The sequence below is a fragment of the Paenibacillus paeoniae genome (genome assembly GCF_003388735.1).
Classification (GTDB): Bacteria; Bacillota; Bacilli; order Paenibacillales; family Paenibacillaceae; genus Pristimantibacillus; species Pristimantibacillus paeoniae.
Genome location: NZ_QUBQ01000008.1, coordinates 46,162 through 60,769 on the forward strand (window position 1 = coordinate 46,162; position 14,608 = coordinate 60,769).

Below are 14,608 nucleotides of genomic sequence, written 5' to 3' on the forward strand. Positions count from 1 at the left end.
CCATATGGGCTCCTCTTTCATTTGAGGAGGATTACTATGATCGTTAAAGTAAATGAAATCCCGGTGCGCCATAACGGGACCCGATACGTAAAAGGTGAGGAGTTCGAGGTCAGCAAGAAGGATTATGCACGTTTGGAGAAACACGTCAAAGTCATTTCCGAGGACGATTCCGAAGATGGCAGCGAGGAGACCATTGAGGGCCTTGATTTTAAGGAGTTGAGGCGTGTGGCCAAATCCCTGAACATCGAGGGGTATGGAAAGATGGGGTCGGAGCAGTTGGCTGCAGCCATCACGGCAGCACGCGAGGCAGGTGCTGGCGGTGACCCAGCTTAATAAGCTTAAGTTGATGCTTGACATTGCTGCAGATGACGCGTCAGAAGACACAGGTCTCACTCTCCTGCTGGATGACGCGGAGTCTGATATTTTGATCTGGACAAATCGGAGGGTGTTACCATCAGCCCTTGAGTCCGCACAGCGGCAAGTGGCCGTTATCCGGTACAACAAACAAGGCGTAGAGGGGCAGACAAGCCATAGCGAGGGAGGCATTAGCCGGTCATTTGATGACTTGCCGACCGGACTGCAAAACGTCATCCTCGGGCAGCGTCTAGCTAAGTTGGTGGGTTATGCGTCTACTTAAGCGAGATCAGCGGTCCGTCGCCTTTAAAGAGCGGGTCGAGGCTAAGGAACTGGACGGCACATCATACACCACTTACAGCGACGTAGCATTGACCATCAAAGGTAACGTGCAACCTGCAGGCGGAAAAGTTATGGCCGAACAATATGGCGAGCGACTGGCCTATATGCTCGTGATGTACGTCGAGGGTAATCCTGGTGTCAAGGAGAGTGCAGGAGCTTGGGTTAATGTTGCTGGAGACTCAACAGAGCCTGATTACAAGGTTGTAGCAATACGTCCATGGCGCAGGCATGCCATCATTGAGATGGAGAAGGTGACGCCCTAATGGCTCGATCTATGCAAGGTCTTGATAAACTCATGCGTAAACTGGATCAACTGGGCGGCAATACGGGCAACGCATTAAAGGTCGGCATAGCACAGGCCACAAAAGAGGTACAACGCAAAGCCAAGTTGCTTGCGCCGTCTAATGACGGATATCTCCGCACTAGCATCCATGCTGACGTTGAGGTAAAGGGAGAACTCATCATAGGCCGAGTGTTTACCAATCTGGAGTATGCCCCATACGTGGAGTTTGGTACTGGACCGGTCGGCGAATCGAGCGACAAGGGGGATATGCCAGCCGAGGTCCTTAATCAACTTGCTTACAAGCAAAATGGATGGTGGATCCATGAGAGTCAGATCGACTCTGATGTGGCTGAAAAGTATCACTTTTATAAAATAGAAACGAATCAGGGCATTTTTTACTACACTGAGGGTCAGCCAGCGCAGCCGTTTTTGCATCCTGCATTAGTGGAGAGCGAGAAACGGATTGGCACAATCGTGCGTGCAGCATTACGTAAGGAAATCGAGAAACTAGGGGGCAAAAGCTGATGATTGACATAAAACCAGTGGTCAATGCGTTGCTGTCCTCTATCCCCGGTGTAACGGTTTCAGATGCCTTTCCAACGAAAGATGCAAAGTTACCGTACATCAGCTTTTACGAGCTGGTAAACCAAGATCCGCTGACGATTGCTAGCAGTCCGCTTAGTGACATCAGCGTCCAAATAGATGTATGGCATAACCGATCAACGGGAGCCATTGCAGCACAGGTAGACAGCTTGTTAAACAGCATTGGTATGAGGCGCAAGATGGCAAACGACATACCGGATCCGTCCGGACTTAAGCGTAAAACAATGCGGTATCGCGGTGTAGTGGATAAACGCACTGGTCGCATATCGCAATAACAAAGGAGAGGATTACATGCCTCAAGGTGTTTTGACAAAGGACACAACGCTGTCCTATCGAGACGGCGGGACAACATGGAAGGAAATTGAACTCTTGATGGAAGTCCCAGAACTCGGCGGAGATCCTGAGCAGATCGACGTAACTACGCTTAAGGATGGTGTGCGTAAGTACATCCCTGGTGTTAAGGATTTGGGTGACCTATCGTTCCAGTTCCTATATGATAATTCAGGACCAACGTCCAATTTTCGCGTACTTAAGGGTTTCCAGGACGAAGGTACAGCAGTGCCGTTTAAAGTGGAGTATCCTGACGGTACTGCGCATGAGTTTAGCGCTATGGTTAATGTCAAGATGGACTCGTCTGCAGTCAACGCAGCACTGCAATTCACGGCATCATTTTTCCTGCAGTCAGATATTACCGTAACAAATCCAACATAATTCAGAGGGCGCCCCTAACAGGAGGCGTCCTTTTTAATCCAAGGAGGAAATGACATGTATGCAACTTTAACAATCGGCGGCACTGACTACAAGATGCGCCTGGGTGCAGCCCACATTATGGAGCTCGAGAAACACCTCGGCGGGCGCAACCCGCTGGACATCCTCATGAACGTTGAGAAGGGCGCATTGCCCCCGCTGACTGACACTCTGCGGATTTTACATGCATCGATGCAGCAATTTCAGCACGGCGTAAGTTTTGCGGATGCTATGCGGCTCTATGACCAATACGTCGCGGATGGGGGCTCTTACATCGAGCTGATCCCATCTCTGATTGAAGTATTTAGAGTTTCGGGTTTTTTCAGGGAAGCTCCGGCAGCAGCTCCAGCGGAGAAGGCCAAGAAGGCGAACAAGTAACCTCGTTGACGGAGCTTTTTGAACAGCTCTATCCGGTTGCCTGTAGCTGTGGCGTGGACTCTGTGCGCTTTTGGAACATGTCTTATGGCGAGATACTGGCAGCGATTAATGGTTATCAGGAGCGCCAGAAGTACGACATGCAGATGCAGGCTGTTATGGGCTATCGCCAAGCACAACTTATAGGGTCACTAGTCTCCAAGCTTATGGGCGGTAAGCACAAGGCGCCTACTTTGCAGGACGCTTACCCAGGTGTATTCCCAGAAGAAGTGCTACAGCGTAAGCAACAGGACTGGAGAGTCATGAAAGAGCGCATCGCAGCCCACGGCGACCAGTATAAACGAAAGCGGGGTGAGCGACGTGACGCTGGAGGAACTACAGATACTGATCACGGCAGAAACTGGCCAACTACGTAAGGACCTTGAAGGCGTCAAGAGGCAAATGGGGGACGCTGAAAAAGAGGTCTCCAAGTCAGTAGGTAAAATAGGGTCAACTCTTAAGAGGTTGGGCGCATTGTTTGCTGGCATTTTTGCAATCAGCCAGGTTATCAACTTTGGTCGGCAGTCTGTCCAAGCATTTAACGCGGTGAGTGTTGAGGCAGCTAAGCTTGAGCGGGTCATGAGAAACACCATGGGAGCTACAACTGCCCAGGTAAATAGCATAAAGGATTTGGCAGCCGCGCAAGAGCGTATTGGCGTTGTCGGTGCGGACATACAGCTTAGCGGTGCGCAGGAGTTAGGGACGTACCTCAGTGATGTGAGATCCCTGCAAACCTTGATGCCTACACTCAACGACATGCTTGCCCAGCAGTACGGTATGGACGCTACGTCATCAGCTGCTGTCAACATCGGCAGCATGATCGGTAAGGTCATGGAGGGGCAGTTAGGTGCATTAAGTCGCTATGGCTATAGCTGGGACGAAGCACAGGAGAAAGTGCTGAAACACGGCAATGAGCTGGAGCGCGCTGCCATGTTGGCTGAGGTCATCGGCCAGTCTGTCGGCGGCATGAATGAGCAGCTTGCGAGAACGCCAGTTGGTATGATGCGTCAACTGGCTTTTACGTTTGGAGCTATTAAAGAAGAGCTGGGCCGTGGGCTTATGCCTGTGCTACAGCGAGTCCTACCGTACTTGCAAGCTGCAGCCCAATGGTTGCTGCGTATCACTCAGTACGTCAGCGCATTTTTGCAGGCTCTGTTTGGCTCAAGTCAAGCTACCAACGCCATAAGCGACCAAGCTGGAGCGGTGTCGGATCTCGGAGATGCATACGAAGAAGCAGGTAAAAAAGCCCGGAAGTCAGTAGGTGGCTTCGACCAGCTAAACACGGTTGGTAGCACTAGCGGATCCGGGGACGAGGACACTAGTTATGGTGGAATAAACCTTGGAACTGTGGATACGTCGTCACTTGACGAGGTAGGCAGCGCCATGACAGCAGTACAGGAAAAAGCTCAGGCCATGGCAGCAAAGGTAAAGGGCGCTTATAAAAGTGTGTCAGGTTTTATCAAGGAGCATTCGGACATTATCATCGCCGCACTCGCGGGTGTAGGGGTTGCTATGGCTCTCGCTTTTGGTGTTGCAAAGTGGGCCACTATTATTGAGGTGTTAAAAAAGATAGGCATGGGCATCCTGGCTGCGTTTAGAGTAACACCGGTTGGATTACTCATTACGGCTGTTGCCGCGTTAGTGACCGGCATCGTCTACCTGTGGCGGACAAACGACGACTTTCGCAATGCAATGACTGAGGCATGGGGATCCATCACAGATGCGATTAAGCAGTTTTGGGATAACGTCATGGTCCCATTTGGTGCTTGGCTCATGGACGTCATGCCGATCGCTTGGCAAGCAGTCAAGGAGGCGGCTCTCGATGTATGGGAGCGAGCTTTGGTGCCCCTCGGTAACTTCTTACAGTGGGTATGGGATAACGTGTTCATACCATTCGGTGCTTGGCTGGCAGACGTTATGCCTAAGGCATGGGATGCCGTTAAGGTCGCAGCTATGTGGTTATGGCAAAATGTCCTTGTCCCGTTCGGGAATTTTCTCAAATGGCTTTGGAAAGAAGTCCTTGTACCGATTGGCAAGGTTATCGGTGAGGCACTAGCGATTGCGTTTAGTAAAGTGTCAGAAGTCGCTAAATCGTTTTGGCATGACGTTTTGGTGCCGCTTGGTAAGGCGCTGGCTGAGATGTTTGGACCAGCGGTTGAAGCGGTATCGGCGGTCCTGACGTGGTTGTGGCTCAACGTACTCAAGCCGCTTGGTGCTTTTATAGCTGCAACAATCATGCCGATTATCGAGGGCTTGGTTGCTATCTTTACTTGGCTTTGGCAAAACGTGCTTAAACCTCTTGTCAGCTTTGTGGGTAGTGTACTAGTCTCCGTATTTACAAATGCGTTCAAGAGCATCGGCGGCATTATCGGCGGCGTTAAGGACGTATTTGTCGGGCTCATGAAATTCATAACGGGAGTCTTTACGGGAGATTGGAAAAAAGCATGGGAGGGCGTAAAGCAGATATTCAAAGGTATATTTGACACGCTTTGGTCGATCATCAAATTCCCACTTAACCTCATTATCGACGGGATTAATGCCTTAATCGGAGGGCTGAATAAAATCAGCTTTGACATACCAGATTGGGTGCCCGGATCTCTTGGGGGCAAGACTTTCGGGGTCAATATCCCAAAAATACCAAAACTCGCTGTCGGTACAAACTATGTCGCGGATGAAGGATTGGCCTATCTGCATGAGGGCGAGGCGGTCGTACCTAAAAAGTACAATCCTGCAGCTGGCGGCGCGGCTCCAGGGCAAGACAACCGGGAAGTCGTATCCGTGCTTAAACTGATCCATCAGGCTGTTAAGGCTGGCAGTAATGTGCAGGTTAATCTATCGCGCACAGCAATTGGACAGATTGCAATAGGGGCTATCCAAGACGAGCATCGGCGGACTGGCCGGTTGCCGTTTCAAGCGTAAAGGGGTGGGCTAATGCTACTTAAAATCAACACGGTAGAGATCGCGGCCTACCCTGCTGAGTTTAGTTGTACGGTCTTAGACTTGGACGATGCAGAATCTACCGAGCGTACAGCTAACGGAAGTTTAAACAGGGATAGGGTTGCGGTTAAACGGCAAGTCGAGATGACATTCCCGCCTCTACCATGGCCCAAAATGTCGAAGCTATTGACGCAGATGCGCGATAGCTTTTTTGATTTTTATTATCCTGACCCAATGACAGGCAAGTATGAAACCAAAAATATGTATGTGGGCAATCGGCCCGCCCCGGTTGCCCTTGATGGGGATGATGGAGAGCTGTGGTGGGGGCAACTCTCCATTACATTAACAGAGAGGTGATGCAATGTACCCAATATCCCCTCTCTACGAGAGTTTTTTAAAACGACCAGACCGCGAGTTTATGGTCAAAGTAATGGTCGGGGACACTGAGTATGATATGGCAAATATCGTTGACTTTATTATCGACAGTAGCCTGATACCCGACACGAGTTTTACAATTGGAACCGTCATTTTATCCAAGCTTACCCTTAGGCTGCGGCTGAAAGCAGAGGTGCCGGAAAATGTAAGTATCCGTCCTTATGTAGCGTTTGACTCAAACGGGATGACATGGACACAGGCTGAGATTGCGTGGCAAGAGGCTAATATCTATTGGGCCGGAGGAGCTGCGGAGTGGCTGCCGCTCGGAGAGTTTTATGTGGATAGCCGGGAGCGCACAGGCGACATCTGGACCTTTGATTGTTTGGATAAGTTGATATGGACTGAGCAACCCTTTATCTCGTCTCTGACGTACCCGGCGAGCATGCAGGCTGTATGGGCAGAGATGTGCCAGCGGTTAGGTTACACCTACGACAGCACAGTGCAGATAAAGCCTGGCTACACGATCAAGACAAAGCCAGCAGGATACACTTGCCGTCAGGTCATGGGCTGGATTGCTGGGTCCAACTCTGCTAGTGTGCGAGCTGGCAAAGACGGGCAAATCCAATTCAAACACTTCACAGGGGCTATGACTCCAGATATCGACATGACGCCATCCGACTATATCCGGACCAAGCAAACAAATGCGGTCAAGACGATTAAAAAAGTCGTAGTCACTTACGATGCCGAGGAGCAGGCTGCTTACACGGCTGGCACTGGGACTGAGGACGAAACACTATACATCGATAACCCGCTGATGACGCAGTCTATGGTCAATGACCTGCATGCGACGATAAACGGCTTTGCCTATCAACCTATGGAGATGGATGCAAGAGGCTATCCACACTTGGATGTGGGCGACGTGATCGGATATGAGGTCTACGAAGGTAATAGTTGGCTCGATACCATTACGCCGTGGCAAAACACGCATGTACCCTGGTCCGGAATGGTAGGATACCAGTCGCTTGTACTGACGATGGTGCTGCAGTATAAAGGCGGCTTTAGGATGACACTTGATGCGCCGTCCACCTCGGAGCAACAAAGTCAGTATGTCGTAAAGGGTCCGCTAACAGAGCAGGTGGAAAAGCTCAATAAGGATACTGTCAAGCTGGATCGCAACTATTACGGCGTTCGGACAAGCCGGGAAGAGGGACTTGTCGTTGAGACTGAGGGCGGGAGCGGTAAGGCTGTCTTCAATGCCGATGAATTGTCATTTTGGGCGAATGGGCAACGGTCCCTGTGGTTCGACATTCCGAATAAAAAGTTCAAGTTCAAGGGGACACTTGAGGGCGCTGATGGGACGTTTAGCGGGACTTTGCAAGCAGGAACGATCATCGGCGGGAGTATATCCGGTGCCACGATATCAGGCGGCTCCATTTATGGCTCTTACTTTGCGACCGGTTTAGGCACCTATCCTTTCGTTGAGTTGTCAAGCAATAATAACTTGATAGCAGCGTATGGGGACGCGAATAAGTACGTAAAAATAGAGTCTAACCTCAATAACTTAGGGGCTCCAATGATTCGATTCGGGTTTAATGGTAACGAGACTCATCTTATGCAGGTTGGCAGTGGTTTTTATGCATTCGGACCAAGTAGTAACATGTCATTCAATTTTAATGATCTAAGTCTAGGTGGAAACGTTCGCGTTAGTGGCGGTGCGAGTAAGTTGGGGTCGCACAGTGTATCCCCACCTAGCGATCCTGATAGCGCAGTAACGAAATTAAGTATACTTATTGCAGCGCTTCGAGATATGGGCATATTGGCATAATTCGACAAGTAACTTATAATAGAATAAAACCTATTATGAGGTGATGAGATGAAAAAGATTATTGCCGGATTTATTGCGGGTATGATATTTGCTACTGCTGGCACCGCTTTGGCTCAAACTGCTATCGAGAAAATTACGGCTTCTGTTAGAACGGATTACTCGGTTGAAGTGGACGGCAAGAAAGTAACATTAACAAATTCGCCACTCGCTTACAATGGCTCCTCGTATCTCCCGGTCCGCGAGGTTAGCGAGATGCTGGGTAAAGAAGTAGACTTTAAGGACGGGGTGATCAAACTGACAACACCTGAAATAAAATTCAATATTAAGATACCAGATGGACTGACACCTCAAGAATACTATAATAAATTGATCGCAGAAAAAGAAAAGCTTGTAGAAGAATTAAACGAGACCAAAGCAACATACGAAGAGTCTAAGAATGACCCGCGGTTTACAGAAAAAGATGATGAACTTGCAGTAATCTTCTTCAAAAATAGTGAGGAGAGAATTGAGGGCATTGACAAAATGATCTCGTATTTGTTGGAACAGTATCCTCAACTATCTAAAAAATAGAATTTGAAGCACTAGAGTCCGCTAAATAGCGGGCTTTTTATTTTGACCACGGGAGGATGATGAAAGTGGATGTAACCATTAAAACAGATGGATTTGCGCCTGCTACGGAGGAATTGATCCGTCAGAGCGTGAGAGAGGAAATAGCCGCTGTCCGTGAAGAGGAACAGCGGCCGGAGTCCAACACACAAAAATCCATTTGTGGAGGATCAATTAAAAGTTCTTTGGTATGATGTTGACCGTGTTTAAAAGGGCATCTACAGTGAACTTTCTGTTAACCCACAACGTTGGCTGTTTTCCATCTTGCATAATTTGAATGAGAACAGTGTCATCAGAATACTGAAAAATGTTTACAGCCCCGCCTTGAACCGGATAAGAGAATGAATCTTTTACTGGTAATGGGTGTCGTATTTGAAGGTTATTACCTTCTGCGTAATGTTTGCTATCTCTATCTTCCATAGTACAACCTCCCTTCTCTGAATTTTTAGGTCCAACAACCTATTCATTCGACACGATGGGAGGTTTTCCTTTTTAATCCAACAAAGGGGGCTTACACCATGGCGAAATTTGAAGCAGTTATCAAGGCAGAGCTTGACCCACATCAGCCTGTGGTCGAGGTCATGGCCGTAATTAGCGCGATGTTACAAAACAACAAGGGCCATGAGGGTCCGATCCTCCTCGCTGTGTATGAGCAAGTAGGGACAACATTAGACCGCATAACCAAGCAAGGAGGCCGCACCGATGCCAAATAAGTACGCAAATCTCGTAGGCACTAATCGCATCAGCGACGAGTATGACAAGATTAACGAGGGCTTTGATAAAGTAGAGCAGGACATGGACAGCAAGGCTCCTATCGATAGTCCTACCTTTACAAACCAACCTAAAGCTCCAACGCCTCCGGAGGCTGACAACTCAACTCGGATAGCAACTACGGAGGCTGTTAATCGTGCAGCTGGCAAGGTGCAGACTGACCTTAACAGCCACAAGGCCGATGACGTTAGGCACATGACGACAGCCGACCGTAACAAGCTGGCGGGTATCCAGACGGGCGCCCAGGTTAACACGGTGACTAGCGTAGCAGGTCGCACAGGGGCTGTGACAGTCGGTTGGGAGGACGTGCAAAGTAAGCCTGCGTCTACTCCATCAGCAATCGACGGGGCTGTCACTAAGGTTGGCGGCATTCAAACAGGCGCACAGGTTAACCAAAATGCTGTTGCCAAGGTTAACGACATTCCAGCTGGCAACCCATCGGATGCGGTAACTATTGCAGGCGGTACCGGTATTGCCATTACGACCAACCCTGCTACCAAGACGGTCATCATCACGGCAACAGGTGACTCGACGCCAGGCGCGCATGCATCTAGCCATTTGTCTGACGGCTCCGACCCCATACCAGCAGCGACAGAGACTAGGGGAGGCCTAATGTCCCCAACAGACAAGCAAGACCTTGGCCAACTTAAGGTTAAGGTAGCAGAGGGCCAGACGATCCCGGCCCCTATCAATCGCGGCCCTAACATCATCAACACATCGCAGGCGAGCGGGGCGACGGTACAAGTTAAGGGGCGAACGCTGGCCAATATATTGGGCAATGCTGGCGGGTGTGAAAGTTTAACGGATTGGTTTACTGTAGGGGATGCGATATTGTCTACTACAGTCAAAAGATCAGGTAATAACTCGTTGAAGTTTTCAGCTACAAATACCGCAACTTATGCATTAAAAGATTTTAACTACAAACTCGATGTTAATAAACAATATGTTATGGGTGCATGGGTATTCATTGAATCTTTTACAACGGGAATTATCCCGTTACGCGTCTACGAACCTGGTGGGACTACTACTCAACGATATACCGTTAACGCTAATACATCAGTAATCGGAAGTTGGCAATTCGTGTACATTAAAATCCCTGCCGCTAATACTGTTGTTGGTGAAGGGTTTAGAATATACTTCGGACTGACTAGCAACGCCACAGCGGTTGCCTACTTCGACGAGATCCGTCTATATGAGGTATCCGCCGTCGACTTTACTGCAATTGGCACAACGATAACTGGAGATGCTATTGACGCCTATCTGCCATATGTAGACGGGGTTAAGCATACGCGCGGGCTGACGGTGATGATGCAGGGGAAAAATATGCTGCCGCCATTGCCCCAATGGACCGCTATTAATGCGAATCTCACAATTCAGGGTCCGTATAAGGCGGTGTTGGTAGCACCGTCAACTACAAATCAGATTACATCCATTGATATCCCGGTTGTCGCTGGTCAAACGTATCATGTACACCATAAAGGGACGGGACGAGTATTGGTCCATAAGGGTAAGGGTACTGGTGGAGCAATCATATCTACACCGACATTTACCGTTGATGCATCGTTTAACGGATATGCTTGTATCCGGCTCGACAACGCGATAACAGCAGGAACATTCACGTTCGAAGACGTCCAACTCGAACTCGGAACGATTGCAACCGCTTTTGCGCCTTACAATCCATCTTACGCCCACGCTGACACAATCCTAGCCAGCAACGTTGACCGTAGCATAGCGGACAGTTACGACAGCGCGACGCGGCAGGTGTTTAGGCGGATAAGGTCAGATTACAAGTTGGATCGGTCAATGAGTTGGGTCTTTCATTCAAGCTTCACAGGCTACAAGCGCATCGTAAGAAATGTCCCGGCTGACTACGTTAACGATAGCGGGATAGCTGTAAGGTATGATGGCCTTGTATTAAGGCAAGACGTTGTAAATAATGCCCAAAACGCACCGAATGAGTTTAGGCTAAGCACTGCTTACGGCGGTGTAGTGTTGTCTGTGGCAAATACTGATAGCGGCTGGGTCGATGGAGTAAACCCAAATAACAACGCAGTCGCAGCGCTAAGTAACGGATGGCGGGCGAACGGTAATAACGGCAGCACATATACTAGTTGGGTATCGATCCTGACAGGCGCGGCCCCAGCAACAAATTCCGAGGCATATGTATCCAATAATAAAGCTCCTGGCTGGGACGCGTGGGCAACGCTTGATTACGTCCTTGCCAAACCCGAGACGGAGCAGCTATTGGGCGATCTCGGTGGGCTGTCACTTGATGCTGGCGGCAATACGGTCGAGCTGATAGAAGGCGTCATCGTCCGCGAAAAGGTCAATCCTGTACTTGTCGGCGGGTACTACCAGGTCAATCGCCCCGGTACGCCGGAAAGTCATATGAAAAATCGGGTCAGGTCGTTTTTAAATATCTATAAAGACAAGGAAGTAGATACACAAAGATGGGTTAGGGATTCGAGTGCCTCAGAGCCTAAAATGTCGATACTACCGTCTGACTACGATTCCACCAAACCCTATTTTGCTGACTACATCGTACTGGACAAGTACGCCTATACGGTTAACTCCATCGACGCCGTGCTGACGTACCAATCGTCACTAGGCGGCGCTGTCGCTAAATCTACGCAGGATATAGCGGCGTTACAACGACATGAGGGTGTGCAGGACTTTGCGCTCGATTATATCCAAGCAGCAGCCGAAAATGCTAACAGGGATATCGCCGCTGCTACATCAACACCTACGCCGGGCGCACTGGTGGAGTATGACGCCAGTGGTCGTATTAAAGTTAACCTGCCAGTCGCCAATAATGACGCTGCTAACAAGCAGATGGTCGACGGAGCGCAGACGGCAGCCGAGACATTTACAAACGGTAAGGTCGGTAATCTAGTGACTTTGCTAACGTCAGCCAAGGGCAACACCGTTGCCGCAATAAATGAGCTTTTTCAATCTGTCGGTAATGGTAAGATGTTGCTTTCCGAGGCGCTTATCGACAGAGGATTAAAAGCCGCCTCGGCATCCGACACATTTGCAAAGCAAGCCGCTGACATAAAAGACTTTATGATAGCGCGGTCCGGTATCGTTTGGACTCGCATTACCGACCCTCCGGCTCCTTCATTCGTTGTAGACTTGGCTTATGGCTTAGGAATGTTTATGATCATGTGCTTGTCGGGAAATAACAACACTATTTCGTTTTATACATCTGCTAATGGAGGCGACACTTGGGTAAGTCGTTCGTTTGCTGTATCTGGTGGAGAAACTGTAGAAAATCTAACATTTGTTAATAACAGATTCATAACGACTTCCGGAACAAGAGTTTTCAGCTCAACGTCTGGAACGAGTTTTTCCCTTAACGGCACTTTGCCTTCCGGGGCATATGCACGTAGGGTTCCACTATACGCGGCTTCTCCCGGCTATATCGCAGTAGGTGGATATTACGGGATACACACATCAACCAATTTGAGTTCGTGGACTCAGCGATACTCCGATTCGTCTGCTTCTACAGATAAGTTTAATGACGCCGCGTTTGGTAACGGTAGATTTGTGGTTGTAGGCGATAAAGGTCGATGCGTACACTCATCTGACGGCATTAACTGGAGCGCCGGATCGGGGCTGGGTAATAGGGATTACTACAGTGTAGCTTTTGGTAATGGCAAGTTTATCGCAACAGGGATTAACGGGTACACCGCGACCTCAACGGACGGCATCACGTGGACAGAGACCCCTTCGACTAACGGATTAACTATTAGATTGGACAGGATCGTTTTTGCCGGAGGTCTCTTCATCGCTGTATCCCAACAAAACACCCCGTTTGGACTGGCATCAAGGGATGGGGTGAACTGGACGAGCATCTCTTTTGACAATGCTATTAGTAGGGTAGGAGTGGCCTACAACGACACATTGGATAGATATATGGTCGTATCTCATAATGCGACGGCGCACATCTCAGATAAAGTTGTACCAAAATAAACAAGCAGGCTCCGAGTAATCGGGGCCTTTACTATTTTACTATTTTACTTGGGAGGTAAAAAATCAATGATCAAACAATTACTATCAACTGCTATAACAGCAGCAGCCGGAGCATCCGGCAAAGAGGCAGCATTTGGTGGAGTGATTGCCGCAGTCGGAACAACAATCGCTGCCGCGCTTGGAGGGTGGGACGTTGCATTGAAAATCTTGCTATTTGCTATGGTATTTGATTATGTAACAGGCGTCCTCGCAGCTGTGAGGGATAAGCGACTGGATAGCGACATCATGTTATGGGGAGGCATCAGAAAACTAGTTGTAGGCGGCGTTATCGCTTTTGCGGTCTTGCTGGATCAGTTTTTTGGCAATGATGCACCTGTGATAAGGACAATCGCTTTTTACTTTTATCTAGGTCGCGAAGGCTTAAGCATCGTGGAAAATCTCGGCAAGCTAAATATCCTTGTGCCGCCTGGTATTAAAGATAAACTGCAGCAGCTCAAGGGTAAGGAGGATGTGCGCAATGACGTTTAAAATTATTGGAGATCCCAAGCCAGAGTTATTAATTGATCCAGGTCATGGCGGCAAAGATCCGGGCGCTAGTGGAAACGGTATCATCGAGAAACTGCTAACTCTTGCCATATCTCTTTACCAGTACAATCGGTTTAAAGAGTTGGGTGTCAGGGTGGCTTTGACAAGGGATAGCGATGTCACTTTGGACTCAAATGCCAGGGCTCTACTAGTCAAAAACAGTGGTGCCAAGTATTGCATCAGCAATCATATTAACGCTGCTGCATCAGCAAGCGCCGCTGGAGTGGAGACCATCCATAGCATTCATAACAATGGTAAACTGGCAACAGCTTTGATGCAGGCTATTGCTGATGCAGGTCAGCTTAAGCGTTCAAGGCCAGTGTTCAGCAAGCCTAATACTTCTGGAGGGGATTACTACTACATGCATCGCTTGACGGGCAATGCATCCACGGTCATTGTGGAGTACGGATTTTGCAGCAACCCTGCTGACGCGGCACGTCTCCTGGCTAACTGGCAAGCGTATGCCGAGTCTGTGGTTAAAGCGTACTGTCTGTTTGTAGGACATAAGTACACGCCTCCTGCCGGTATGACACAGCCGCCAGTTACGCCACCAACGACTCAGCCGGCACAACCCTTAGCCCCGGCAGCACCAGTAAGCGACCAGGTTAACATCCACGTAAATGGTAAGCTACTGGATCAAAAAGGTACGCTTAAAAATGGGGTGACTACTGTACCAGTACGCGCCGTAGCGGAGGCGCTGGGAGCCAAGGTGACTTGGGACGCAGCAACACGGACAGTAAATATTGATAAATAAACAAGACAAAGCCCGCTATCCAATAGGACGGCGGGCTTTC

At 49.2% G+C, this 14,608-nt stretch carries 18 protein-coding genes; 17 read left to right on the forward strand and 1 reads right to left on the reverse strand.

Annotated features, from left to right (window positions below; all coding sequences use genetic code 11):
- The first annotated feature begins 36 nt into the window (after positions 1-36).
- The 13 genes from DX130_RS24560 (at position 37) to DX130_RS26650 (ending at position 8,680) form a co-directional block, all read left to right on the forward strand.
- Positions 37-333 (forward strand): DUF7210 family protein, encoded by a 297-nt coding sequence (locus tag DX130_RS24560; protein WP_116049884.1) that lies wholly within the window; start codon positions 37-39, stop codon positions 331-333.
- A complete protein-coding gene (locus DX130_RS24565; protein ID WP_116049886.1) occupies positions 320-637 on the forward strand; it encodes a phage head-tail connector protein in 318 nt (105 codons plus the stop codon). Before DX130_RS24560 ends, DX130_RS24565 begins: the two co-directional genes overlap by 14 nt.
- Positions 624-959, forward strand: a complete 336-nt coding sequence (locus DX130_RS24570) for a hypothetical protein (RefSeq protein WP_116049887.1) — start codon at positions 624-626, stop codon at positions 957-959. Before DX130_RS24565 ends, DX130_RS24570 begins: the two co-directional genes overlap by 14 nt.
- The gene (locus DX130_RS24575; RefSeq protein WP_116049889.1) at positions 959-1,504 is read left to right on the forward strand and encodes an HK97-gp10 family putative phage morphogenesis protein; all 546 of its coding nucleotides are present in this window, start codon (positions 959-961) and stop codon (positions 1,502-1,504) included. Before DX130_RS24570 ends, DX130_RS24575 begins: the two co-directional genes overlap by 1 nt.
- Positions 1,504-1,857 carry a tail completion protein gp17 gene (gene gp17, locus DX130_RS24580; protein WP_116049891.1) on the forward strand — a complete coding sequence of 118 codons (354 nt, stop codon included), beginning with the start codon at positions 1,504-1,506 and terminating at the stop codon, positions 1,855-1,857. The genes DX130_RS24575 and gp17 overlap by 1 nt, the downstream gene beginning before the upstream one ends.
- A gap of 16 nt (positions 1,858-1,873) precedes the next feature.
- Positions 1,874-2,293: a phage tail tube protein gene (locus tag DX130_RS24585; RefSeq protein ID WP_116049892.1), complete on the forward strand. Its 420-nt coding sequence runs from the start codon at positions 1,874-1,876 to the stop codon at positions 2,291-2,293.
- A gap of 54 nt (positions 2,294-2,347) precedes the next feature.
- Positions 2,348-2,707, forward strand: a complete 360-nt coding sequence (locus DX130_RS24590) for a DUF6096 family protein (RefSeq protein ID WP_116049894.1) — start codon at positions 2,348-2,350, stop codon at positions 2,705-2,707.
- A gap of 62 nt (positions 2,708-2,769) precedes the next feature.
- Positions 2,770-3,120, forward strand: coding sequence for a hypothetical protein (locus tag DX130_RS24595; RefSeq protein WP_133297973.1), 351 nt, complete (start codon positions 2,770-2,772; stop codon positions 3,118-3,120).
- Between the two features lie 358 nt (positions 3,121-3,478).
- Positions 3,479-5,662 carry a phage tail protein gene (locus tag DX130_RS24600; RefSeq protein ID WP_133297974.1) on the forward strand — a complete coding sequence of 728 codons (2,184 nt, stop codon included), beginning with the start codon at positions 3,479-3,481 and terminating at the stop codon, positions 5,660-5,662.
- 12 nt (positions 5,663-5,674) lie between these two features.
- A complete protein-coding gene (locus DX130_RS24605; RefSeq protein WP_116049899.1) occupies positions 5,675-6,037 on the forward strand; it encodes a DUF6711 family protein in 363 nt (120 codons plus the stop codon).
- A 4-nt stretch (positions 6,038-6,041) separates the two neighbouring features.
- A complete protein-coding gene (locus tag DX130_RS24610; RefSeq protein ID WP_116049901.1) occupies positions 6,042-7,880 on the forward strand; it encodes a hypothetical protein in 1,839 nt (612 codons plus the stop codon).
- A 48-nt stretch (positions 7,881-7,928) separates the two neighbouring features.
- Positions 7,929-8,450 (forward strand): stalk domain-containing protein, encoded by a 522-nt coding sequence (locus tag DX130_RS24615; protein WP_116049902.1) that lies wholly within the window; start codon positions 7,929-7,931, stop codon positions 8,448-8,450.
- Between the two features lie 56 nt (positions 8,451-8,506).
- Positions 8,507-8,680 carry a hypothetical protein gene (locus DX130_RS26650; RefSeq protein WP_165861448.1) on the forward strand — a complete coding sequence of 58 codons (174 nt, stop codon included), beginning with the start codon at positions 8,507-8,509 and terminating at the stop codon, positions 8,678-8,680.
- Here DX130_RS26650 and DX130_RS24620 read toward each other — a convergent pair.
- The gene (locus tag DX130_RS24620; protein ID WP_116049904.1) at positions 8,661-8,906 is read right to left on the reverse strand and encodes a hypothetical protein; all 246 of its coding nucleotides are present in this window, start codon (positions 8,904-8,906) and stop codon (positions 8,661-8,663) included. The two genes, DX130_RS26650 and DX130_RS24620, sit on opposite strands and share 20 nt — an antisense overlap.
- A 98-nt stretch (positions 8,907-9,004) precedes the next feature.
- Between DX130_RS24620 and DX130_RS24625 the strand changes: the two genes are divergently transcribed.
- From DX130_RS24625 to DX130_RS24640, 4 genes are all read left to right on the forward strand, one after another.
- Positions 9,005-9,199, forward strand: a complete 195-nt coding sequence (locus DX130_RS24625; RefSeq protein ID WP_116049905.1) for a hypothetical protein — start codon at positions 9,005-9,007, stop codon at positions 9,197-9,199.
- Complete coding sequence (locus DX130_RS24630; protein ID WP_116049907.1) at positions 9,189-13,229, forward strand: WD40/YVTN/BNR-like repeat-containing protein; 4,041 nt, start codon at positions 9,189-9,191, stop codon at positions 13,227-13,229. The genes DX130_RS24625 and DX130_RS24630 overlap by 11 nt, the downstream gene beginning before the upstream one ends.
- Positions 13,230-13,295: 66 nt before the next feature.
- Positions 13,296-13,757, forward strand: coding sequence for a phage holin family protein (locus DX130_RS24635; RefSeq protein ID WP_116049909.1), 462 nt, complete (start codon positions 13,296-13,298; stop codon positions 13,755-13,757).
- Positions 13,747-14,568, forward strand: a complete 822-nt coding sequence (locus tag DX130_RS24640) for an N-acetylmuramoyl-L-alanine amidase (protein WP_165861449.1) — start codon at positions 13,747-13,749, stop codon at positions 14,566-14,568. The genes DX130_RS24635 and DX130_RS24640 overlap by 11 nt, the downstream gene beginning before the upstream one ends.
- Positions 14,569-14,608: the final 40 nt, after the last annotated feature.